Raw genomic sequence first — 20,551 nt, forward strand, 5'->3', positions numbered from 1 at the left:
CCATGTTGATGCTGCTACTGACCTGGACCGGCGCCGTCCTCGGCCTGACCATCCTCCTTCTGATGGCCCTCACCCCACTCATCGTCAGGCTGGACGCGCTACCCCGTCGCCAAGGCAAGAAGCACCAGAATCACCACAACCACCACGATGACGCCCAGCAGCGGAAATCCCCTCAACCGCGCCCGCCGTCGGTGGTGAGAGCGCACTGGTAAGCCCAGCCGGTAGTGCCTACGAACCCAAGGCATGAGTACCTCCCGAGACTTCCCCGGCTTACGGGGTACCCACACCACACGCCGCTACCACGCGCGTCAGCGCGTGTCTCTCGGGCACGGAGGGCCGGTGACGCGCGGTTGTGAGGTCGGTGATCCGGACGATTCCGGTTTCACCGCGAAGATCACGTGTCGCGATCACCCGGCCCTCATGGGGACGGGCGAAATCGATGGTGTCGGCACGGACGCCGGGCGGGGCGGTGCAAACGGGTCGATGATCCGTCGCCCTGTGCTGTCCGGCCCTGCGTCAGATTCGCCGACGGCACAGACGGCGCCGATCCATCGGTCAATCGTAGCCGTGGAAGGTGTTGATCAGCAAAGTCTTCGGTACCTGGTCGACAGGTTGAACAATCACCAGCGCACCGTCGCCACGATCGACGGTCCGGTCACGGTGCCGTTCAGCAACGCCGCTCCGTGTCAACGCGGTATCGAGCAGGTTGTACATCACCTGGCGCAGCCGGGCCTTCAATGCATGCCGGGGAAATTCACTACGACAGCCGCGGACCGTTCGGCGAAGCGCTCGACATTGCCTGCAGGCTCGTCGACGCACCGGAACTCAAGCAAGCGACGAGATCCACGTCGGCGCCGCTGGTATTGGCGGTGTCGGATCACATCTTCCAGTCGGTCGTCAGGCACCGGTATAGCGGTATCGACGACAACGCATATCAGCCCCTCGTACGGATGGATATCGGTGGGCGGGAGCATCGTGGATGGATATCTGTGCCCGACACGACGTTCCTGATCCATTGAGTGCTCGTGGGAACGAGCAGCCCGATCACTCCGCTCGATCCCAATGCCGTCAGCTGGCCCGGCGCGGGGCGGGGGTGCGTTGGACGGTGCGGCGGAGGCGGTTGAGGGCGCGGTGTTGGGCTACGCGGACGGCGTCGGCGGTGGTGCCGACCATGTCGGCGGTTTCCTGGGCGGAGAGGCCCAGGACGATGCGCATGATGAGGATGTCGCGTTGGCGGGGGGTCAACATCCGCAACAGGCCGCCGGTGCGTTCGACGAGTTCGCGGCGGAGGGTGATCTGCTCGGGATCCTCGTCCTCGACCATGATGTCGGGGGTTTCGGAGGTGGGCTGGGAGCGGTCGCGGGCGGCGGCGCGGTGAACGTCGGCGACCTTGTGCGCGGCGATGCCGTAGACGAAGGACAGGAAGGGGCGACCGAGTTGCTTGTACGTGGGGAGGGCACGGAAGACGGCCAGGCAGACTTCCTGGGCGACGTCGTCGGCGGCGACGAAGGTGCGCTGGACGCGGCCGAGCTTGGTGCGGCAGTAGCGCACGACGATGGGGCGCAGGAACGCCAGGAGGTCACCGGCGGCGACGCCGTCGCCGCCGACCGCGGCGGCCACCGCGTCGTCGAGGTTGGTCCGGTCCACGCGGCGCGGCGCCGGGATGGAACCCTCCCAGGTCGCCTCTAGCTGGGCCAGGTCAACCTCTGGCTCGACTGTGCACAACATTGCACGCCTCCCGAACGTTTTCCACTGCTCCAAGAGAGCACGTGGGGAGGCGCCAAATACCTGGACGGCGATTTTGTATCCCGGACGAACCAAACTGCTGCCCCAATGGGCATACGCTCCGCACTCGGCGTGTGCGGACAGTCACCCACTGCGGGAAAGGGTCTGGTTGGCGAGCATGTCAATCACATCATCGAGCCGGTGGCGCCGTTCGTAAGCGGCCCGCTGCCGCGCGGCGCCGCCGCCGTGAACCCGGAGCCACGCCAGCATGTCGTCGACGAAGGACAGTTCGCCGGTTTGGCGCAGCTCGCGAGCGACCCGGTCGCGCAAATGCGAAAGAATTTCGTGCACCGGCGACAGTTCCCCGGACTCCGGATGCGGGCAGTGCCCTTCCAGCCCGTCCCGAGCCGCCCGCCACAACCCGGCCCGCAGCACCTCCTGCGGCACCCGGCGCGCCGGGTGCGTCGAGTCGAGTGCCTGCCCGGCCAGCGCCCGCACCAGCACTCCGTAGAGCGCCGCCTCTTCGGCCGTGCCGGCGGTGTCGCACACCCGCATCTCCAGGGTCGGCTGGTGCTCGGACGGCCGGACGTCCCAGTAGACCATCTTCCTGTCCAGGACCGCCCCGGTGCGCACGATCGCCTGCACCGTGGCCTCGTAGTCCGACACCGACTCCAGGTACGGCGGTGGCCCGGCGGTGTGCCAGCGTGCCCACAGCAGGTACCGGGAGCTCGCGTACCCGCTGATGTGCCCGTTGTTGAACGGCGAGTTCGCCGACAGCGCCAGGAACACCGGCAGCCACGGCCGCAGGTGGTTGCCGACCCGCACGGCGTGCCCGCGGTCGGCGATGCCCACGTGCACGTGGCAGCCGCAGGTGGTCCCGGTGAACACCAGCGCGCCGAAGTACTCGGCCATCCGCTGGTACCGGGCGATCGGGCTGATCGCGGACTGGTCGAACTGGGCGGAGACCGGGGTGCCGGTGCCGACCAGCCGGGCGCCGAGCACCCCCGCGCTCCCGGCCAGCCGCTTGCGCAATCCGCGCAGGTCGTCGAGCAGCTCGATGCCGTTGCGGCAGACCGCGGACGCCGACTCGACCTGGCAACGCAGCAGCTCGGCCTGGATGCGGACGCCGTCCAGGCCCGCGCCGGCGAGCGTCCCGCCGGCCTGCTGCACCAGCCGCCCGTCGGCGCCGACCAGGAAGAACTCCTCCTCGACACCGACCGTCAGTTCCGTCACATATCTGGATTACCAGCACCGACAGGGATTCCCGAAACTTGAACATGTTCAACTCCTGTCCTACGCTCTTTTTGAACGTGTTCAAAACAGGAGGGAGGAGGTTGTGGAACCAGTCATGACGACGTACGTCATCTACCTGCTGCTCAGCGTGGCGCTGACGGTGTGGGTGGCGTCGGGTGGTGGAGACGCTCGCGGTGAAGCTCGGCACGGTTGCCCTAGTGCTCGGTGGGGTGCACTTGGTCAACGTCTGGGTGTTCAACAGGTTTCGCCGGCGCCGGATGGATGAGCGGAACCTCCGGGGCAAGCGGCCGAGCACGATTCAGGTCGAGCCGGCGCCACCGCTGACGTGACGGCGATACCGTGACCCTCGTGTCAGAGCCCCAGGAACAGGCCGTAGCCGGCCGGACGCCGAGGAGCGAGGCGACCCGCACCCGGATCGTCGAGGCCGCGCTGCGCCTGTTCGGGGAGAACGGCTACGACCGGACCACGATGCGTGCGATCGCTCGGGAGGCCGGGGTCTCGGTCGGCAACGCGTACTACTACTTCAAGTCCAAAGAGGAACTGGTCCAGGGTTTCTACGACCGGATCGCCGAGCTGCACGGCCGGCAGAGCGCGGATGTCCTGGCCGTCCAGCGGGACTTCGCCGGCCGCCTGCGCGGCGTGATGCTCGGATGGCTGGACGTGGCCGCGCCGTACCACGAGTTCGGGCGGCAGTTCTTCGTCAACGCGGCGGACCCGGAGAGCCCGCTCAGCCCGTTCTCGCCGGAGTCCAGCCCCGCCCGGGACGCCCAGATCGCCATTCACCGCGCGGTGGTCGAGGGCTCCGACACCCGGATCGACCCGGCGCTGCGGGTCGACCTGCCGGAGCTGCTGTGGCTTTACCACATGGGCGTGGTGCTGTTCTGGGTGCACGACCGCTCGCCGGGCTGCCGCCGGACCCGGATGCTGGTCGAGCGCACGGTGCCGCTGCTGGACCGGGTGGTGGGGCTGTCCCGGCTGCGGGTGCTGCGGCCGGTCACCGGAGAGATTATGGCGCTGATCAGGGACCTGATGCGGCCGGACGCTTGACAGCCTCGCCCGGTCTGATGGAACCTGAGGTAACTGTTACGACCGGTAACACCTCGGGAGGACCGCCATGGCGAGGGCCCTGCAACCGAAGGACCGCGACCTCACCGCGACCCGGCTGCTCGAGTCGTCGGTGCGCAATTCCTACGACCCGCTGCTCGACATCGACTGGGACGCCCCGGTCGAGCCGGACAAGGGCTACCTCCCGCCCGAGCGGGTTTCCTTGTACGGCACCGAGTTGTGGGACTCGCTGTCGGCGGAGCAGCGGATCGAACTGGCCAAGCACGAGGTCGGCAGCACGGCCAGCGTCGGCCTGTGGACCGAGATCGTGCTGATGCAGCTGCTCGCCCGCTACGCCGAGGGCCTCGACCCGCGCAGCCCGCACGCCCAGTACGCGCTCACCGAGATCGGCGACGAGACCCGGCACTCGATCATGTTCGCCAAGGCCCTGACCCGCTTCGGCGTCCCCGCCTACGGCCCGCCCCGCGTGGTGCGCAAGCTCAGCCCACTCTTCAAGTCCGTGGTCGGCGGCGCCTCGATGTTTGCCTCGGTCCTCGTCGTCGAGGAGATGACCGACCGCCTCCAACGCTCCACGGTGGACGACGAAACCGTGCAACCGTTGATCCGCATGGTCAACCGCATCCACGTGATCGAGGAGGCCCGGCACGTCCGCTACGCCCGCGAGGAGCTCGTCCGCGAGCTGCAGAACGTCAGCCGCCCCATGCTCGAACTGCACCGCACGGTGACCGCGGTCGTCGCCTACACCGTCGCCGACATCCTCGTCCACCCCCGCGTGTATGCGGCCGTCGGCCTCGACCCCAAGCAGGCCCGCGCCGTTGCCGCCGCCAACCCCCACCACCACGAAACCCTGCGCTGGATGGCCGAGAAGATCGTCGCCTTCCTCACCGACGTCGGCATGATCGGCGGCCCCTCCACAGCGTTGTGGCGGAGTGCGCACCTGATCTGATCGGCAGCGGGATGCGATGAAGGGGGCCTTTCTCACGCCCAGCGCGAGGAAGGCCCCCTTCATCGCACCCCCAACCCGCAGTGTTGATCAAGGCGCACGATGGTGCAGCCGCGGAGTTCGCGGATGAGGTGGGCGGCGTGGGTCCAGCGGAGGGCGGGGTCGTCGAGGGGGACGATGTCGCCGCCGATCGCGGTGGGGAAGGGGAGGGTGGGGCGGTAGCGGATGCCGTAGACGGCGGCGACTTCGGAGTGGCGGACGCGGAGGGCGGCGTAGCCCTGGCGGAGGTTGGGGCAGTGGCGGACGGAGAGCTGGGCGCAGGGGAGGCAGACCGGGGGTTCGGAGCAGGCCATGCCTTCCGGCCAGTTCGGCCAGTCGCGGAAGTCGCGGACGAGCCAGAGGGTGCCCTGGTCGTTGTGGTCGGGTTGGCCGGCGCAGATGGCGCACAGGAGCTTGGTCATGGCGCGGCGCTGGCGGAGGGGGTGGATCTTGCCGAACTCGGGGCGGCCGCGGCCGGGGAGCGACGGGACGCGGGGCCACAGGACGCCGTGTTTGTCGCGGTCGAGGAGGCATTCGTCGGTGTAGGCGATGCCGGAGCGCGGAATGGTGATGAGCGTGGCGGGCTTGGGCTCCTCGCCGCTCCAGGAGACAACGTAGGGTATGCGCATGAACGCAGCGTGATCAATTGGCTACGGGATGCGGAAGGGAGGCGTGAGGGATGATTGATCCCCGACCGAATCGGCTCCTTCGGGCCGCCCGCGAGCGCAGCGGCATGTCCCGCAACGCACTTGCCGAAGCGGTGTGCCTGTGGCTGGCGCGGCAGGACCCCAAAGGGCGGGACGTGGCCTTCGACGCCAACCACCTCGGCAAGATCGAGCGCGGAATCGTTCAGCGCCCCCGTGCGCCCTACGTCGCCGCGCTGTGCGCCATATTGGGGACAACCGAAGCCGACCTCGGTTTTGATCATTCAAGTCGTGCTACACCTGAGGATGTGGACCGCCAGGCATTTCTGCAGGTAGCGCTCGGCGCAGGAGCGGGCGCACTGGTCACACGGCACTTTGCTGATCATGACTCGACCGATCTCGTGGCAACGATTGCCGGTCCAACCGGCCACTACCGGCGAATGTCGGACGCGGTGTCGACCACCGAGCTGAGTCCGGCAGTCGAGGCACACCTGCGGTTGGCAACCAATGTCGTGACGAACATGCTGCCAACCCGCGAGGGCTTCGCGGCACTGAGCGAGGCCGCCATGATCGCGGCATGGGTGGCGAGGGAACGGGACGATCAGGGAACAGCGCGCCGGCACTACGCCGAAGCCGTGCACTACGCCGAGCGGGCGCAGCATCCATTCCTGGCGATCTTCATACTGGTTTCCCGTGGCCATTTCGCGGTGGAGAGCAGCGACCCCAGAGCTGGGTTGGCGCTGTACCAGCAAGCCCGGAGCGGGCTGGAGCAAACGAGCGCTCCGCGGGCCGCGCATGCCTGGCTCGCGGCCTTCTGTGCCGATGCCCATGCGGAGGCGGGAGACCGGAGAGAGGCCCTCGCCGAGTTGCACCGAGCGGAATCGAGAGTCGGTGGCGAACTGCGCTGGCCCTGGGTCGTGGGGTACGAGGAAGGAGTGGCGCACTACGAGGCGTGCACCTTGGCGAAACTGGACGATCTGACCGGCGCGCGGTCCTCTTTCGCCGCCGCGGCGCCTGGATTGGCGCCGAAGCCGCTCGCGATGGCGCAAGCTCACCACGCGGGTGTGCTCGCTCGCACCGGTCACCTCGATGAGGCCCGTGCCTTGGCGATGGAGGCATTTTCCACCGCCAGGCAGTACGGGTCCGACCGTATTGTTCAGAAGGTTCGTTCTCTGCCCGTCTCCTTCAATGATGCCGACGTGACGTAGTAGTAATACCGGTCGCCGTACGGGCCGTCGAGGAACGACAGGTGGTTCAGGGCGATCACACAGTCGGTCGCCGGGCGCCGTCGGCGGAAATAGGCGAAGAGTGCCGAGATCATTTCGATTGCTCCCCAGTGCTGGCTGTATTCTAACCCCAGCCGAGCTCGTGGAGCCGTGCGTCATCCACACCGAAATGATGGGCGATCTCGTGCACCACGGTGATCGCGACCTCTTCCACGACGTCGTCCTCGGTGTCGCAGATGTCGAGGATCGCCTCGCGGTAGATGGAGATCCGGTCGGGGAGGACACCGCTGTAGTGGCTGGTCCGCTCGGTCAGTGCCACGCCGTGGTAGAGGCCGAGGAGCGTGGGGATCTCGGGGTTTCGGTCCTCCACCAGCACGGCCACGTTGTCCATCGCGTCCGCGAACTCCGGAGGGATCAGGTCGAGCGCGTCGGACACCAGCTCTTCGAAGCGCTGGCGGGACATCTCCACGCTCATCGGGACGGCGGTGGGGAGGACGGGGGTGCCGACTCGGCGGGGGCGGCCACCCCGCCGGCGCCCTTCACGGTGCCGGCCACGGGGGAGAGGCCGCTGCCGTCCTGCAGCGCGGCGCCCACCTTGCAGTCGACCTTCCGGGAGCCGGCCGCCCAGCTCGGATCCTGCAGGGTGTCCCAGGTCAGCGACAGCTTCTTCGACGCGAGGTCCAGCCCGTTGGAGTACTCGGCGCCGAGCTGCGCGCACAGCTCGGCGAGCTTCTTGCCCTGCTCCTCGGCGGGCGGGAAGGCCGCGGTGAACGCCTGCGACAGGTCCGCGTTCCCGACCACCTCGATGGCGTGCTGCTTCTCGCAGTCGACCGGGTCGCCGACGCCCTTGTTCTCGGTCAGCGCGAAGCAGGTGCCGGGCGGGAAGATGTTCGACTGGTCCGCCTTGGCGGCCGAGCCGGTGGTCAGCAGGCGGGTGCCCAGAGAGGTCACCCGGTGCACGCCGCAGCGCAGCTTCCGGTCGCCGGAGCGCCACTGGTCGTCGGTCGGCTTCAGCGCGCTCACGCTGTACTTGCCGGTGGGGTCCAGCTTGCCGCCGAGGTAGACCGCCACGCCCTCGGTGCACTTCTCGTTCGCGATCTGCTGCCAGCGCTTCTCGTCCGGCGGCGGTGCGCTCTCCGCGTAGTCCGGCGAGATGTCCACCTGGCTGGTCACCTCGAACACGTGCGGCTGCCCGCAGTCGACCGGGCGCATGGCCCGCGGGTTGTCCGCCGGCCAGTCCAGGCAGGTGCCGCCGGGCGAGTTGAACGCCAGCAGCGCCTCGTCCGCGGCGCTGCTCGCCGAGCCCTTCACCGCCACCGGCCAGGAGAACAGCAGGGTCGCCACCATCAGCCCCAGCGCGCCAACCAACGCCCCCGCCATCACCAGCCGGGTACGCGTCGTCTGCTTCGCGGCCATCGCCCCCCATAATGCCGTGCCGGGACGGTACTCTCCCCGGCGGGAGTGAACATGACAGATAACCAAGAGCCGGAAGGCCAGGAAGAGCCGGAGCCGCAGCGCGGCCGGATGCGCTTCCAGGACGAGACGACCACGCCGCGTGAGGCGACGCTCGGCGAGCAGCGGGCCCGCCGCAAGGCACTCGAACGCGAGGCCGAACAGGAGGCCGCGAGCGCCGAGCTCGAGCGGAAGTCCCGCACGCGCCGGCGGATCCTGGTCGGCAGCGGCGTCACCGTCGGCGTCGTCGCGCTGGTCGCGGTCTGGTACAACGCCGCGTCGCCGAGCGAGGTGACCGCCCGTTGCGTCAGCGACAACGACACGGTGGCCACCGACACGGCGATCTGCGACGACCCGAACTACGTGACCAGCCACGGCGGCTACTCCAGCGGCGGCTTCTTCTTCCTGCCGATCGGCGGTGGCGGGTACAACCGCTACCACTACTACTACGGCGGGTCCGTTGACGCCGGCGGCCGGGTGTCGGGCGGCTCCGTCACGGCGCCGTCCAGCCGGACCACGGTGAAGAGCAGCTCCGGCAAGACCGTGCAGCGCGGCGGTTTCGGCATCAGCGGCGGCAGCAAGAGCGGGGGCAGCTGAGTGCACCGCGAGCGGTCCAGCCCGCGCCGCGACTGGCAGCAGATCGTGGAGTCGCAGGGCCTGGTGTTCGGCACCCCGGCCCGGGACGGGAAGGGATCGCCGCGGCCCTACTGGGACGAGTCCGTGCACTACGTGTTCGACATGGACGAGGTGCTCTCCATCGAGGCCGATGTCGAGCTGCTGCACTCGATGTGCCTGGCCGCCGTGGACAACGTGGTGACCACCGAGCGGTACAAGGACTTCGGCATTCCGGAGTGGGTCTGGCCGTCGATCGCCGAGTCCTGGCGGCGCAGCGACCCGCACCTCTACGGCCGGTTCGACCTGCGTTACGACGGCTCCGGACCGGCGAAGCTGCTGGAGTACAACGCGGACACGCCGACCTCGCTGCTTGAGGCCGCGGTCGTGCAGTGGTATTGGAAGACCGACGTGTTCCCGGACGACGACCAGTGGAACTCGGTGCACGAGAAGCTGGTCGAGCGCTGGGTCGAGATCGGCGACCGGCTGCCGTCCGGCGAGCTGCACTTCACCTGGTCCTCGGCGGACCCGAGCGGTGAGGACCACGTGACTGTGGCCTACCTGCAGGAGACCGCGGCCGAGGGCGGGCTGGACACCGTGGGCCTGGCCATCGAGGAGATCGGCTGGGACCCGGTGCTGAAGCGCTTCGTCGATCTCGAAGAGGCGCCGATGAACACGATCGTCAAGCTCTATCCGTGGGAGTGGGTGGTCGACGAGGAGTTCGGCCGGCACGCCGTGTCCTCGCTGCCGCAGACGCTGTGGATCGAGCCGCTGTGGAAGATGCTGCTCTCCAACAAGGCGCTGCTGGCGGTGCTGTGGGAGATGCACCCCGGGCACCCGAACCTGCTGCCCGCGTTCATCGACGACCCCGGCATGCTCACCGAGTACGTGCGCAAACCGCGGCTGGGGCGCGAGGGGGCGAACATCCAGATCGTCGCGCCGGGCTACGAGACCCAGACCGGTGGCGTCTACGGCGAGGAGGGCTACGTCTACCAGGCGTTCGACCCGCTGCCGGAGTTCGACGGGTACCGGCCGGCGCTGGGTGCTTGGATCGTCGGGGACAACTCCGCCGGCCTCGGCATCCGGGAGACCGCGGGGCTCGTCACCGACGACGGCGCGGCCTTCGTCCCGCACCGCATACCGCAATAAGGCAGGAGGTTCTGTGAGCATTCTGGCCGCGACTTCGAACGTCGCGCTGCCCGAGGGCTACTGGGGAGACCTGGGCGAGAACATCGGCGCGATCGCCCTGTACGCCGTGGTCGGCGTGGTTCTCATGCTGATCGGCTTCTACGCGATCGACTTCACCACTCCCGGCAAGCTCTCCGAGTTGGTGCGCACCGGCAAACCGAACGCGGTGATCGTGACCGCCTCGGGAATGCTGAGCATGGCGCTGATCATCGTGGTGGCCATCCTGACCTCGTTCGGTGACCTGACCGCGGGCCTGATCGGATCCCTGGTGTTCGGCCTGGTCGGGATCGTCGCCCAGGTGCTCGGCGTGCGCCTGCTCGAGTGGATCGCCAGGTTCGACGTGGGCGACACCATCGAGGCGGAGACGTTCGCGCCGGTGAGCGTCGTGGTCGCGGCCGTGCACCTTGCGCTCGGTGGCGTGGTCGCCGTCGCCATCAGCTGATCGGGTCGGGGATAGCCTTGTGCCGACCAACGGAACCTCAGGGGACCGTGACGGCACTCAGGCACAATCCACCCGCCAACCGCACCGCCGGGCTGGAACGCGACGACAGCAGTTAATTCCGGAGAGGCGGACCAGTGATTGACCTCAGGACGCTCCGCGAGAACCCGGATGCCGTGCGCGCCTCGCAGCGTGCCCGCGGTGAGGACGAGGGCCTCGTCGATGCGCTGCTGTCCGCCGACGAGCGGCGCCGCGCGGCCATCGCCCGGGCGGACGCGTTGCGGGCCGAGCAGAAGCAGTTCGGCAAGCAGGTCGGACGGGCCCGCGGCGAGGAGCGAGACGCCTTGCTGGCCAAGGGAAAGGAGCTGGCCGCCGAGGTCAAGGCGGCGGAGGCGGAGCAGACCGACGCCGAGGCGGTGCTGGACGGGGCGCATCGCGCCATCCCCAACATCGTGTACCCCGACGTGCCGCCCGGCGGCGAGGACGACTACGTCGTGCTGAAGCACGTCGGCGAACCGCGCACATTCGACTTCGAGCCGCTCGACCATCTCGACCTCGGCGCCCGGCTCGGCGCCATCGACATGGAGCGCGGCGCGAAGGTCTCCGGCTCCCGGTTCTACTTCCTCACCGGCGTCGGCGCGCAGCTCCAGCTCGCCCTGCTCAACCTGGCCGCCCAGCAGGCCGTGGCGAACGGCTTCACGCTGATGATCCCGCCGGTGCTGGTCCGCCCGGAGATCATGGGCGGCACCGGGTACCTCGGCGCGCACGCCGCCGAGGTGTACCACCTCGCCGACGAGGACCTCTATCTCGTTGGCACCTCGGAGGTTCCGCTCGCCGGCTACCACGCCAACGAGATCCTCGACCTGTCGGCCGGCCCCCGCCGCTACGCCGGCTGGTCGTCCTGCTTCCGCCGCGAAGCCGGCTCCTACGGCAAGGACACCCGCGGCATCATCCGCGTCCACCAGTTCGACAAGGTGGAGATGTTCGTCTACTGCCGCCCCGCGGACGCCGAGGCCGAGCACGCCCGCCTGCTCGCCTGGGAAGAGCAGATGCTCGCCAAGATCGAGGTCCCCTACCGCGTGATCGACACCGCCGCCGGCGACCTCGGCTCCAGCGCCGCCCGCAAGTTCGACGCCGAGGCCTGGCTCCCCACCCAGCAGACCTACCGCGAGCTCACCTCGACCTCCAACTGCACCACCTTCCAGGCCCGCCGCCTCGCCGTCCGCTACCGCGACGAGAACGGCCGCCCCCAAACCGCCGCCACCCTCAACGGCACCCTCGCCACCACCCGCTGGATCGTCGCCATCCTGGAAAACCACCAGCAACCCGACGGCTCCGTGACCGTCCCCGAGGCCCTCCGCCCGCTCCTCGGCCGCGACGTGCTCTCCCCGGTGTGAGCGAGGGAAGCAACGTCACGTTCACTCCCTCAAAGGACGGCTGGTAACGAAGTCAACACGGTGCCACGATAGGCCGGCTGGGGTTCCCTCATCGTCGCCATCCGCTGGGAGGACTGAGTGGCCACGTCGGGATTACTGAGGCTCACCGTCGGGACGCTCGCCGCCGCCCTGATCGCGGCGGTGCTGCCGTTCACTTCGGCGCCGGCTGCGCCGGCGAAGGCGCCGCATGACACCGACACCCCGATGGGCTCCACGATCGCCGCGCACGAGCCCGACGCCGCGCCCAAGCGGATGACCACCCTGAGCGCGCTCGCCCCGGCCGGCGTGCCCGGCATCGACGTGAGCCACTGGCAGGGCCAGATGGACTGGAACGCGTGGGCCGCGAACGGCACGAAGTGGGCCTACATCAAGGCGACCGAGAGCAACTGGTTCATCGACGGCCAGTTCCAGAACAACGCCGCCGGGGCGTACAACGCCGGGCTGATCCGGGGTGCCTACCACTTCGCCGCGCCCAACGAGACGTCAGGCGCGGTGCAGGCGGACTACTTCTTCGCGCACGGTGCCAACTGGACTCCCGACGGCCGCACGCTGCCGCCGGTGCTGGACATCGAGTACGCCCGGGCCCCGCTGGACATGTGCTACGGCATATCCCAGAGCCAGATGGTGGCGTGGGTCGAGGACTTCGTGAACCGGATGCACCAGCTGACCGGGCGCTGGCCGGTGGTCTACACCACCAGGAACTGGTGGCGGGCGTGCACCGGCAACTACGCCGGCCTCGGGCCGCGCAGTCCACTGTGGATCGCCGGGTACCAGGGGAACCCGATCAACCTGCCGTACGGCTGGCCCGGCTGGACCATGTGGCAGTACTCGTCGACCCCGCTCGACCAGGACTCCTTCAACGGCACCGAGGCGGAGCTGCGGGCCCTGGCCACGGGCAGCGACGACGAGGCCATCGCCGCGCACTACGCCAAGCTCGGCGGAGCGGGCAACCTGGGCGACCCGGCCGGCGCGCGGTACGCGGTCCCCGGCGGTGTCGCGCAGGACTACACGAACGGCACGATCTACCTCAGCCCCGGCACCCGCGCCTGGTCGGTCCGCGGCGACATCCGCGCGTTCTACCAGGCGTACGGCGGCCCGGGCAGCCTGATGGGGTTCCCCGGCATGGACGAAGCCGTAGGCAGCTACGGCAACGCGCGGTACGTCCACTTCCAGGCCGCGTCCATCTACTCGGTCCCCAACATCGGCGTCTTCGAGGTGCACGGCGCCATCCGCGAGCAGTACGGGAGCCTCGGCTGGGAGAACTCGGTGCTGGGCTACCCGATCACCAATGAGATGGACGGCGGGGATGGCGTCGGCCGGTTCAACGGGTTCCAGGCCGGCGCGATCTACTGGTCACCGTCGAGCGGCGCCTACGAGCTGCACGGGGACATCTGGGCGCGGTGGGCCCAGCTCGACGCGCAGCGCGGGTTCCTGAAGTACCCGACCACGAACCAGACCACCCGGGACAACATCGGTGCGTTCAACCACTTCCAGGGCGGCTCGCTGTACTGGAGCCCCGGCACCGGCACCCACTGGGTGGTCAACGGGATCCGCGCGGTGTACCTGTCCCTCGACGCCGAGCGCTCCTTCCTCGGCTACCCCACCAGTGACGAGACCAGCCGGGACAACGTCGGCACGTTCAACCACTTCCAGCACGGGTCGCTCTTCTGGAGCCCGAGCAGCGGCATCCATTACGTGATCAACGCGATCTGGGGCAAGTACGCCTCCTACGACTACGAGAAGTCGTTCCTCGGCTACCCCACCACGAACGAGACCAGCCGCGACAACTACGGCACCTTCAACCACTTCGAGCACGGCTCGATCTTCTGGAGCCCGGCCGGCGGCATCCATTCCGTGGTCAACGGGATCCGCGCGGTGTACCTGTCCTACGACGCCGAGCGCTCCTTCCTCGGCTACCCCACCAGTGACGAGACCAGCCGGGACAACGTCGGCACGTTCAACCACTTCCAGTACGGCTCGATCTTCTGGAGCCCGGCCGGCGGCATCCATTACGTGGTCAACGGGATCCGGGCCCGCTACCTTGCACTGAACGCGGAGCTGTCCTACCTGGGCTACCCGATCTCCAACGAGTACGCCATCCCGGGCGGCGCCCGCTCAGACTTCCAGCACGGCTCCATCACCTGGAACGCGGCGACCGGCCAGATCACCGACCGCCCCTACTAGCCCCAAGCCGGGAAGTGAAGGCGAGTCGCCAACCGGCGTGTCCCGCCTTGGCGTAGCCGTGTTCCGGCCTCATGTCGTTGTGTTCCGGCCTCGCGTAGCCGTGTTCCGGCTGTCCGTCAGACCCGGGCCTGATCCGCTCAGGTCACGTGGTCGGCCACGTAGCGGGCGATCTCCAGGGCGCAGGTCGCGGCCGGGGAGGGCGCGTTGAGCACGTGCACCTGATGGGGTGCGGACTCGATGAGGAAGTCGTGCACCAGCGAGCCGTCCGGCAGCAGCGCCTGTGCGCGCACGCCGGAGCCGGCGCGCACGATGTCCGCGCGCTGGACCGCGGGCACCAGCCGGGCGAGGCTGGCCGCGAACCGGCGCCGGGACAGCGACCGCAGCACCTCGTCGACCGCGGTGTGCGGGTACTTCCGGGCCAGCTTCCACAGGCCGGGGAACCGGGCGGCCTCGGCCAGCTCGCGCGGGGAGATGTCGCGCCACCGGTAGCCCTCCCGGCGCAGCGCCAGCACCGCGTTCGGCCCGGCGTGCACGCTGCCGTCCAGCATCCGGGTCAGGTGCACGCCGAGGAACGGCAGCGACGCGTCCGGCACCGGGTAGATCAGCCCGCGGACCAGATGCCGGCGCTCGGGGCGCAGCTCGTAGTACTCGCCGCGGAACGGCACGATCCGCGCCCGCGGGGTGAGCCCGGCCAGGCGCGCGATCCGGTCGCTGTACAGCCCGGCGCAGTTCACCAGCGCGTCGGCGCGGACCACGTCCGATCCGGTCGCCACCTCGACCCCGCCGGAGCGGCCCGGGCGGATCGCCAGCGCCGGGGTCGCCAGCCGCAGCTCCGCGTCCGTGCCGGCCAGCTGGCGCACCAGGGCGTCGCACACCCCCGGGAAGTCGATGATCCCGGTGGTCTCCACCCGCAACGCGGACACGCAGGCGACCTCGGGCTCGTACTCGCGCGCCTGCACCGGATCGATGATCTTCGCCGGCACGCCGTTGGCCTCGGCCCGGTCGGCGAGCACGGCCAGCGCCGGCAATTCCGACTCCGAGGTGGCCACGACCAGCTTGCCGCAGACCTCGACCCGGACCCCGTTGTCCCGCGCGAACTCCACGATCGACCGGCTGCCCGCCACCGCCATCCGGGCCTTGAACGAGCCCGGCTGGTAGTACAGGCCGGCGTGCACCACGTTGGAGTTGTGCCCGGTCTGGTGCGCGGCCCAGCGGGTTTCCTTCTCCAGCACGGTCACCCGGCGGCCGCGGCCGGTCAGCTCGCGAGCCACCGCGAGACCCAGGATGCCGCCACCGATCACCACCACGTGCATCAGAGCAGCCTAGTTGGCCCGAGAACCGAGGTCCGGCCGCGGTGACGAGGGCAGGTAGGGTGGCCGGCGACAACGACATCACGCAGAGTGGCGCAGTGCAGGTGAATGCTCACGATTGGAGATGGGGGAGATGAGTGTGGACACGTCCACCGAAACGGCCGGCGCGGACAGCCACCCGCTGCTTGACGACGTCTCCCGGATGATCGTCGCCCGGTCCTGCTCGGTGCTGTCGCTGGACATCTTCGACACCGTGCTGTGGCGCCGGGTGCCCCGACCGACCGACGCCTTCGCCATCCTGGGCGCGCGGCTGCGGGAGTCCGGACGGTGCCCGTCGTGGCTGACCGACGCGACGTTCCGGCGGATGCGCATCGTCGCCGAGCAGAACGCCCGCACGGACCGCGGCGCGCTGGGCACCGAGGTGTCGCTGTTCGACATCTGGCGGCAGATGCCCCAGCACGTGTTCGGCTCCGCGCTGCTCGAGGAGCTCGTCGAGGCCGAGGTGGCGGTCGAGCGCGAGCTCACCGTGGTGGACCTGGACATCGCCAACCTCATGGCGCTGGCGCGCAAGCACGACACCCCGATCATCCTGGTGTCCGACACCTACTTCACCGAGGACCACCTCCGCCACCTGCTGGACCGCCCCGAGCTGGGCTCGCTGCAGGGCGTGCGGGTGTTCCGGTCCCACCAGCACGGCCTGGACAAGGCCTCCGGGCTGTGGGAGATCGTGCTCAAGGACCTCGGCCGGGAGCCGGAGCAGGTGGTGCACGTCGGCGACAACGAGCTCGCCGACGACGAGGTGCCGGCCGAGCTCGGCATCCGCACCGTGCTGTACACGCGCGTCGACGACCGGTTCGCCGAAACCCTTGAGCGGGAACGGGAAAGCATCGAGCCGTTCGGCCCGTTCGCCACCTGCTTCGACCCGCGGCAGGGCGACTTCGGGCTGACCAGCCTGCGCGCCAAGACGCTCGCGGCGGGTGGCGCGCAGTCCGAGTCGGCGGTGGACGTCGCGTGGCGCTACGGCGGCTCGGTGCTGGGGCCGGTGCTGACCGGGTTCGCCGAGTGGGCCGCGCAGAAGGCGCACACCGAGGGCATTCCCGTGCTCTGGTGCCCCATGCGCGAGGGCGAGATGCTCTCCACCCTGGTCAACAACGCGGCCGAGGCCCGCGGCTGGACCGTCACCGCCAAGCCGATCTGGCTGTCCCGGCACGTGGTGTCGATCGCCGCGCTGGACAGCTTCGACACCGAGTCGGTGTTCGACTTCATCCGGCGCAGCTACCAGCTCTCCGTGCGCCAACTGCTCGCCATGCTGCACATGCGTTCCGGCGACGTGCCGTCACTGGCCAGCGAGCTGGACACGATCCTGGACAACGGGCCGGTCGTCGAGCGGGTCGCGGTGGCGCTGACCGAGGCGCCGCACATCCGCACCCGGCTGGCCAGCCGGGTGACCGCGGTGCGCGACCGGCTGCTGAAGGTGCTGCGGCACAACGGAGCGCTCGACCACCCGGAGATCACCCTGCTGGACCTGGGCTGGGGCGGCACCATCCAGTACTACCTGGCCGAGGTGCTGAAGATCGCGAAGACCGGCGTGACGGCCTCGGGGATGTACCTGGCGACCGACGACCGGTCCGCCCGGGTCTACGTGGCGGGTCTGCGGGCGGAGGGCTACCTCGCCCAGGCCGGCCATCCGCACGAGGTCGCCAGCACGCTGGCCCGCAGCCCCGAGGTGGTCGAGCAGTGCGTGAACGCCCTGTGCGGCTCGCTGATCGACTTCGCCGAGGACGGCTCGCCGGTGCTCGGCCAGGTCGCCGACACCCCGTCGCAGAACGCGGAGCGCACGGCCGTGCAGGACGGCATCCTGGCGTTCCAGCGGCAGTGGCACCGCTACGCCGAGGCCGCCGGTGGCGGGTGGCCGCTGCTCACCGGTGCCGCCCGGGACCGGCTGGCCAACATCCTGGTGTCGGCGCTGCGCATCCCGTCCGCCGACGAGGCCGCGGTGTTCGGCAACTGGCGGCACGAGGACAACTTCGGCTCCTCGGTGATCACCCGCATCCTGGCCGAGGATCTGGTGCCGGCCATCCCGTACATGTCGCCGAACGACCTCAACGACCTCGACATGCGCGACTCGTTCTGGCCGGCGGTCATCGCCGCCTCGGACACCGGTCTCGCCGCGGCCACGAGAGCGCTCGGCACCGGCGCGGTCGACCCGTCGATGTTCGAGCCGTCGGGCGAGCCGTTCGAGACCCAGGTCTGGTACCACACGGTCGACGACAAGTGGCACGAAGGCCCGAGCAAGCGCGTGCGGATCAACCACAACGGGCTTTCCTTCGCCCGCCTGGATTTCGAGGCCGGCGAGACCGACATCGTCTCGTTGATCATTCCCGGCCGCCCGGCGGTGGTCCGGGTCGACTGGATCGAGGCCACGGTGATCGCCGGCGGGCGGCGCATTCCGGACCCGATCCGCTGGGACCAGCCGGAGGACTTCGCCGGGTTCGTCTACCGCGAGTGCCGCTGGCTCGGCGCCAACATGGTCGAGTTCACCTCGCCCACGGCCGCAATGATCCTGCCGCTGGCGGCGCGCAGCGGCGGCCCGGTCACCTCCGCGCGGATCACGGTGGCGTTCGCTATGCTGCCGCAGTCGATGTCGGGATTTGCGCACAAACTCCCCCTTGGTTCCAAAGTAGCGCGCATTTCGGGCCGGTTGCGTGACGAGTACCGGAACCGCGGCGCCGCCGGATTCGCCGCGGGGGCAGCCCGTGTCGCGCTACGCAAGTTGGCAGGACCGCAATGACGCACCTTGTCCATGTCGGCACCCGCGACGATCCGCACGCCCAGGCCCGAAAAGCCAGGCAGCTGCCGATCCTGCTGCACTCGATGTCGATCTTCCGGGAGATATTCGAGATCCTCTTCGACTCCCGGAAGTTGTCCATCGTCATCGAGGTCGGCGTGGAGTCGGGCAAGGTCAGCGGAATGTACGCCGAGCTCGGTGCGGTGGCCGTGCACTGCATCGATCCGCTGCCGACCGACGAGCTGCGCGCGAACCTCGCCCAGAACGACGCCCTGCACCTGGTCGAGGGCTGGTCTCCGGGGGTGCTCGCCGAACTTCCGGTCGCGGACCTCTACGTGCTCGACGGCGATCACAACTACGCGACCGTCCAGGACGAGCTCGCCTGGATCATGGCCAACGCGCCGGACGCGGTGATCGCCATGCACGACGTGCTCTGGCCGTGGCACCGGCGTGACCTCTACTACGAGCCGACGACGGTGCCGGCGGAGCGCAGGCATCCGGCGAGCCACGACGGGCCGACCGTGTGGCACGACGAGCTGACCCCCGGCGGCTTCGTCGGCAACGGCGCCTTCACCGCCGCGTGTCAGGGGGGCGGCGAGCGCAACGGCGTGCTGACCGCCGTCGAGGACGCGCTCGCCACCGCCGGGGGCGACTGGCGGTTCGAGGTCGTGCCCGCCGTCTTCGGGATGGGCGTGCTGCTTCGGGAGAGTTCGCCCGGCGCGGCGGAGATGCTCGAACGGCTCCGCCCTTACACGGAGTCCCGGCTGCTCGCGACCATGGAGAACAACCGGATCGCGCTGTACACCAAGGTGTTGCAGATGCAGTTCGAGGCCGTGGCGCACGGCGACGACGCCGACCGGCTGGCCGAGGCGATCTCCGGCCAGCGGCACGAGATCGACCGCCTGCAGGCCGAGCTGCGGGAGGCCGACGGCCGCCGCCAGAATGAGCTCGACGCGTTGCGGCGGGAGAACGAGCGCCTCCGGACGTTGCTCAGCCGCCGCTTTCGCCAGCGGCTCGCGGGGAGCCTCACCGAGCTCGGCCGGACCGCGAAGGCCCGGCTCCAGGAGCGGGCGCCGCAGCGCTGACCGGCCCGCCGGCCGGTCAGCGCCGCGGACCGGTCAGAGCAGGTCGACCCATTCGCTCCAGCCGGAGGGTGTCCAGGCCAGCTGGAAGACGTTCCCGTCGGTCGTGCGGGTGACGACGACGTCGAGTCGGGTCCCGTTGGCCACCCAGCTGATGCCGGGGCCGAGCTCATCGATGCCACCCGCGGGCGGTTCGAAGGCCACCCAGCCGGTCCAACCGGAGGAGCTGAGCCAGCTCTTCTGGTAGAGGCGGGAGTCGGTGCCGACGCCGAAGACGTCGATCCGGCGGCCGTTGTTGGTCCACGAAGCCGCGGGCGGGGAGACGAGCACGCCGTCCAGCTTCACCCAGTTGGTCCAACCGATGCTGGACAGCCACGACTTCTGGTACGGAACGCCGTCCTGGTCGCCGGTGACGAAGACGTCGATCCGGGTGCTGTTGGCCCACGTGGCGCTCGGTGCCGAGCCGATGCCGGCTCCGGGCGCGGCGAAGCCGACCCAGTCGGTCCAGCTGGAACCGAGCCAGCTCTTCTGGTACAGGCGGAAGTCGGTGCCGACGCCGAACACGTCGATCCGGCCACCGAACGTCGATGTCGCCGAAGGTCCCTCGACAAGGACGCCGCCCAAGTCCATCCATTCGCTCCAGCCGGTGCTGGTCAGGGTCTTCTGATACAGGTGGCCGTCCGATCCGCCCTTGGCGAAGACGTCGAGACGGCTGAGGTTGGTCGCCCACGTGATGGCCGGGGCGGCGGCGTCGAGGCCGGCGGCGGGCGCTCCCAGGGTGAACCAGTCACTCCACCCGGCATCGACGGTCCAGAACTTGTAGGCCAGTTCGCCCTGGAAGCTCTGGACGATGTCGAGCGAGAACCCATCGGCCGTCCACGCCGCCGATGGCTTCGAAACTCCCACGATTGCTGTCGCCCCGAACTCCCCGCGCGGCGACGTTGCCACCGCCCCTGACGTCCGCGGCAGGGTGGTGTCGTTCGGTCGCGGCTCGGCCGAGCCTGCCTGGACGGCGCCGACGCCGGCAAGAGTCAAAGCCATCGTGAGGATGAGTAACAGCAGTCGAGTGGTCCGAACCATTCGAGATCCCTCCAGTCGTGTCCATCCAATGTGGACGAGCGGATGGGATCACAGCGCCATCACGTGCCTGCGACCCCATCAGAC

General features: G+C 69.4%; 21 protein-coding genes. 13 read left to right on the plus strand and 8 right to left on the minus strand.

Annotated elements, in window-relative coordinates:
- Positions 1-2 precede the first annotated feature (2 nt).
- Positions 3-212 carry a hypothetical protein gene (locus VGR06_RS43270; RefSeq protein ID WP_327565090.1) on the plus strand — a complete coding sequence of 70 codons (210 nt, stop codon included), beginning with the start codon at positions 3-5 and terminating at the stop codon, positions 210-212.
- A 343-nt stretch (positions 213-555) separates the two neighbouring features.
- Here the strand turns inward: VGR06_RS43270 and VGR06_RS43275 are convergent, their stop codons facing one another.
- Entirely contained in the window at positions 556-738 is a 183-nt protein-coding gene (locus VGR06_RS43275) for a hypothetical protein (protein ID WP_327565091.1), read from the minus strand.
- On the opposite strand from VGR06_RS43275, the gene VGR06_RS43280 reads away from it, so the two are divergent.
- Entirely contained in the window at positions 738-1,019 is a 282-nt protein-coding gene (locus VGR06_RS43280) for a hypothetical protein (protein ID WP_327565092.1), read from the plus strand. The two genes, VGR06_RS43275 and VGR06_RS43280, sit on opposite strands and share 1 nt — an antisense overlap.
- Before the next feature lie 49 nt (positions 1,020-1,068).
- Here VGR06_RS43280 and shbA read toward each other — a convergent pair whose 3' ends face one another.
- Positions 1,069-1,728 (minus strand): RNA polymerase sigma factor ShbA, encoded by a 660-nt coding sequence (shbA, locus tag VGR06_RS43285; protein WP_327565093.1) that lies wholly within the window; start codon positions 1,726-1,728, stop codon positions 1,069-1,071.
- Positions 1,729-1,869: 141 nt separating this feature from the next.
- Positions 1,870-2,958, minus strand: coding sequence for a glutamate--cysteine ligase (locus tag VGR06_RS43290; protein ID WP_327565094.1), 1,089 nt, complete (start codon positions 2,956-2,958; stop codon positions 1,870-1,872).
- A gap of 176 nt (positions 2,959-3,134) precedes the next feature.
- Here VGR06_RS43290 and VGR06_RS43295 point away from each other — a divergent pair, with 176 nt between their 5' ends.
- The 3 genes from VGR06_RS43295 (at position 3,135) to VGR06_RS43305 (ending at position 4,990) form a co-directional block, all read left to right on the plus strand.
- Positions 3,135-3,308, plus strand: a complete 174-nt coding sequence (locus VGR06_RS43295) for a hypothetical protein (protein ID WP_327565095.1) — start codon at positions 3,135-3,137, stop codon at positions 3,306-3,308.
- A gap of 19 nt (positions 3,309-3,327) precedes the next feature.
- Positions 3,328-4,026 (plus strand): TetR/AcrR family transcriptional regulator, encoded by a 699-nt coding sequence (locus tag VGR06_RS43300; protein ID WP_327565096.1) that lies wholly within the window; start codon positions 3,328-3,330, stop codon positions 4,024-4,026.
- A 67-nt stretch (positions 4,027-4,093) separates the two neighbouring features.
- Positions 4,094-4,990 (plus strand): diiron oxygenase, encoded by an 897-nt coding sequence (locus VGR06_RS43305; RefSeq protein ID WP_327565097.1) that lies wholly within the window; start codon positions 4,094-4,096, stop codon positions 4,988-4,990.
- A gap of 59 nt (positions 4,991-5,049) precedes the next feature.
- On the opposite strand, the gene VGR06_RS43310 is transcribed toward VGR06_RS43305, so the two are convergent.
- Entirely contained in the window at positions 5,050-5,655 is a 606-nt protein-coding gene (locus VGR06_RS43310) for a hypothetical protein (RefSeq protein ID WP_327565098.1), read from the minus strand.
- Between the two features lie 50 nt (positions 5,656-5,705).
- Between VGR06_RS43310 and VGR06_RS43315 the strand changes: the two genes are divergently transcribed.
- Positions 5,706-6,878, plus strand: coding sequence for a helix-turn-helix transcriptional regulator (locus tag VGR06_RS43315; RefSeq protein ID WP_327565099.1), 1,173 nt, complete (start codon positions 5,706-5,708; stop codon positions 6,876-6,878).
- Between the two features lie 142 nt (positions 6,879-7,020).
- Here VGR06_RS43315 and VGR06_RS43320 read toward each other — a convergent pair whose 3' ends face one another.
- A complete protein-coding gene (locus VGR06_RS43320; RefSeq protein WP_327565100.1) occupies positions 7,021-7,371 on the minus strand; it encodes a metallopeptidase family protein in 351 nt (116 codons plus the stop codon).
- Complete coding sequence (locus VGR06_RS43325) at positions 7,368-8,312, minus strand: septum formation family protein (RefSeq protein ID WP_327565101.1); 945 nt, start codon at positions 8,310-8,312, stop codon at positions 7,368-7,370. The genes VGR06_RS43320 and VGR06_RS43325 overlap by 4 nt, the downstream gene beginning before the upstream one ends.
- A gap of 51 nt (positions 8,313-8,363) precedes the next feature.
- On the opposite strand from VGR06_RS43325, the gene VGR06_RS43330 reads away from it, so the two are divergent.
- From VGR06_RS43330 to VGR06_RS43350, 5 genes are all read left to right on the plus strand, one after another.
- Positions 8,364-8,945 carry a hypothetical protein gene (locus VGR06_RS43330; RefSeq protein WP_327565102.1) on the plus strand — a complete coding sequence of 194 codons (582 nt, stop codon included), beginning with the start codon at positions 8,364-8,366 and terminating at the stop codon, positions 8,943-8,945.
- Positions 8,946-10,109 carry a glutathionylspermidine synthase family protein gene (locus VGR06_RS43335; RefSeq protein ID WP_327565103.1) on the plus strand — a complete coding sequence of 388 codons (1,164 nt, stop codon included), beginning with the start codon at positions 8,946-8,948 and terminating at the stop codon, positions 10,107-10,109.
- Positions 10,110-10,122: 13 nt separating this feature from the next.
- A complete protein-coding gene (locus VGR06_RS43340; RefSeq protein WP_414637465.1) occupies positions 10,123-10,590 on the plus strand; it encodes a DUF350 domain-containing protein in 468 nt (155 codons plus the stop codon).
- Between the two features lie 134 nt (positions 10,591-10,724).
- Positions 10,725-11,984 (plus strand): serine--tRNA ligase, encoded by a 1,260-nt coding sequence (gene serS, locus VGR06_RS43345; RefSeq protein ID WP_327565104.1) that lies wholly within the window; start codon positions 10,725-10,727, stop codon positions 11,982-11,984.
- A 117-nt stretch (positions 11,985-12,101) separates the two neighbouring features.
- Entirely contained in the window at positions 12,102-14,207 is a 2,106-nt protein-coding gene (locus tag VGR06_RS43350; protein WP_327565105.1) for a GH25 family lysozyme, read from the plus strand.
- Positions 14,208-14,344: 137 nt separating this feature from the next.
- Here the strand turns inward: VGR06_RS43350 and lhgO are convergent, their stop codons facing one another.
- The gene (lhgO, locus tag VGR06_RS43355) at positions 14,345-15,523 is read right to left on the minus strand and encodes an L-2-hydroxyglutarate oxidase (RefSeq protein ID WP_327565133.1); all 1,179 of its coding nucleotides are present in this window, start codon (positions 15,521-15,523) and stop codon (positions 14,345-14,347) included.
- 127 nt (positions 15,524-15,650) lie between these two features.
- Here lhgO and VGR06_RS43360 point away from each other — a divergent pair, with 127 nt between their 5' ends.
- Both VGR06_RS43360 and VGR06_RS43365 read left to right on the plus strand, forming a co-directional pair.
- On the plus strand, positions 15,651-18,308 hold the full coding sequence (locus VGR06_RS43360; RefSeq protein WP_327565106.1) for an HAD family hydrolase: 2,658 nt from the start codon (positions 15,651-15,653) through the stop codon (positions 18,306-18,308).
- Positions 18,305-19,390: a class I SAM-dependent methyltransferase gene (locus VGR06_RS43365; RefSeq protein WP_327565107.1), complete on the plus strand. Its 1,086-nt coding sequence runs from the start codon at positions 18,305-18,307 to the stop codon at positions 19,388-19,390. Before VGR06_RS43360 ends, VGR06_RS43365 begins: the two co-directional genes overlap by 4 nt.
- Before the next feature lie 33 nt (positions 19,391-19,423).
- Here VGR06_RS43365 and VGR06_RS43370 read toward each other — a convergent pair whose 3' ends face one another.
- Entirely contained in the window at positions 19,424-20,428 is a 1,005-nt protein-coding gene (locus VGR06_RS43370) for a hypothetical protein (RefSeq protein ID WP_327565108.1), read from the minus strand.
- Positions 20,429-20,551 lie beyond the last annotated feature (123 nt).

Origin of the sequence: Actinophytocola sp. (assembly GCF_036002505.1) — a bacterium.
Taxonomy (GTDB): Bacteria; Actinomycetota; Actinomycetes; order Mycobacteriales; family Pseudonocardiaceae; genus DASYTH01.

Coding starts and splice junctions, on each gene's coding strand:
- VGR06_RS43360 (WP_327565106.1), top strand. CDS start 15,651: ATGAGTGTGGACACGTCCACCGAAACGGCCGGCGCGGACAGCCACCCG.
- VGR06_RS43365 (WP_327565107.1), top strand. CDS start 18,305: ATGACGCACCTTGTCCATGTCGGCACCCGCGACGATCCGCACGCCCAG.
- VGR06_RS43305 (WP_327565097.1), top strand. CDS start 4,094: ATGGCGAGGGCCCTGCAACCGAAGGACCGCGACCTCACCGCGACCCGG.
- VGR06_RS43315 (WP_327565099.1), top strand. CDS start 5,706: ATGATTGATCCCCGACCGAATCGGCTCCTTCGGGCCGCCCGCGAGCGC.
- VGR06_RS43280 (WP_327565092.1), top strand. CDS start 738: ATGCATGCCGGGGAAATTCACTACGACAGCCGCGGACCGTTCGGCGAA.
- VGR06_RS43270 (WP_327565090.1), top strand. CDS start 3: ATGTTGATGCTGCTACTGACCTGGACCGGCGCCGTCCTCGGCCTGACC.
- VGR06_RS43325 (WP_327565101.1), bottom strand. CDS start 8,312: ATGGCCGCGAAGCAGACGACGCGTACCCGGCTGGTGATGGCGGGGGCG.
- VGR06_RS43320 (WP_327565100.1), bottom strand. CDS start 7,371: ATGAGCGTGGAGATGTCCCGCCAGCGCTTCGAAGAGCTGGTGTCCGAC.
- VGR06_RS43310 (WP_327565098.1), bottom strand. CDS start 5,655: ATGCGCATACCCTACGTTGTCTCCTGGAGCGGCGAGGAGCCCAAGCCC.
- VGR06_RS43370 (WP_327565108.1), bottom strand. CDS start 20,428: ATGGCTTTGACTCTTGCCGGCGTCGGCGCCGTCCAGGCAGGCTCGGCC.
- shbA (WP_327565093.1), bottom strand. CDS start 1,728: ATGTTGTGCACAGTCGAGCCAGAGGTTGACCTGGCCCAGCTAGAGGCG.
- VGR06_RS43330 (WP_327565102.1), top strand. CDS start 8,364: ATGACAGATAACCAAGAGCCGGAAGGCCAGGAAGAGCCGGAGCCGCAG.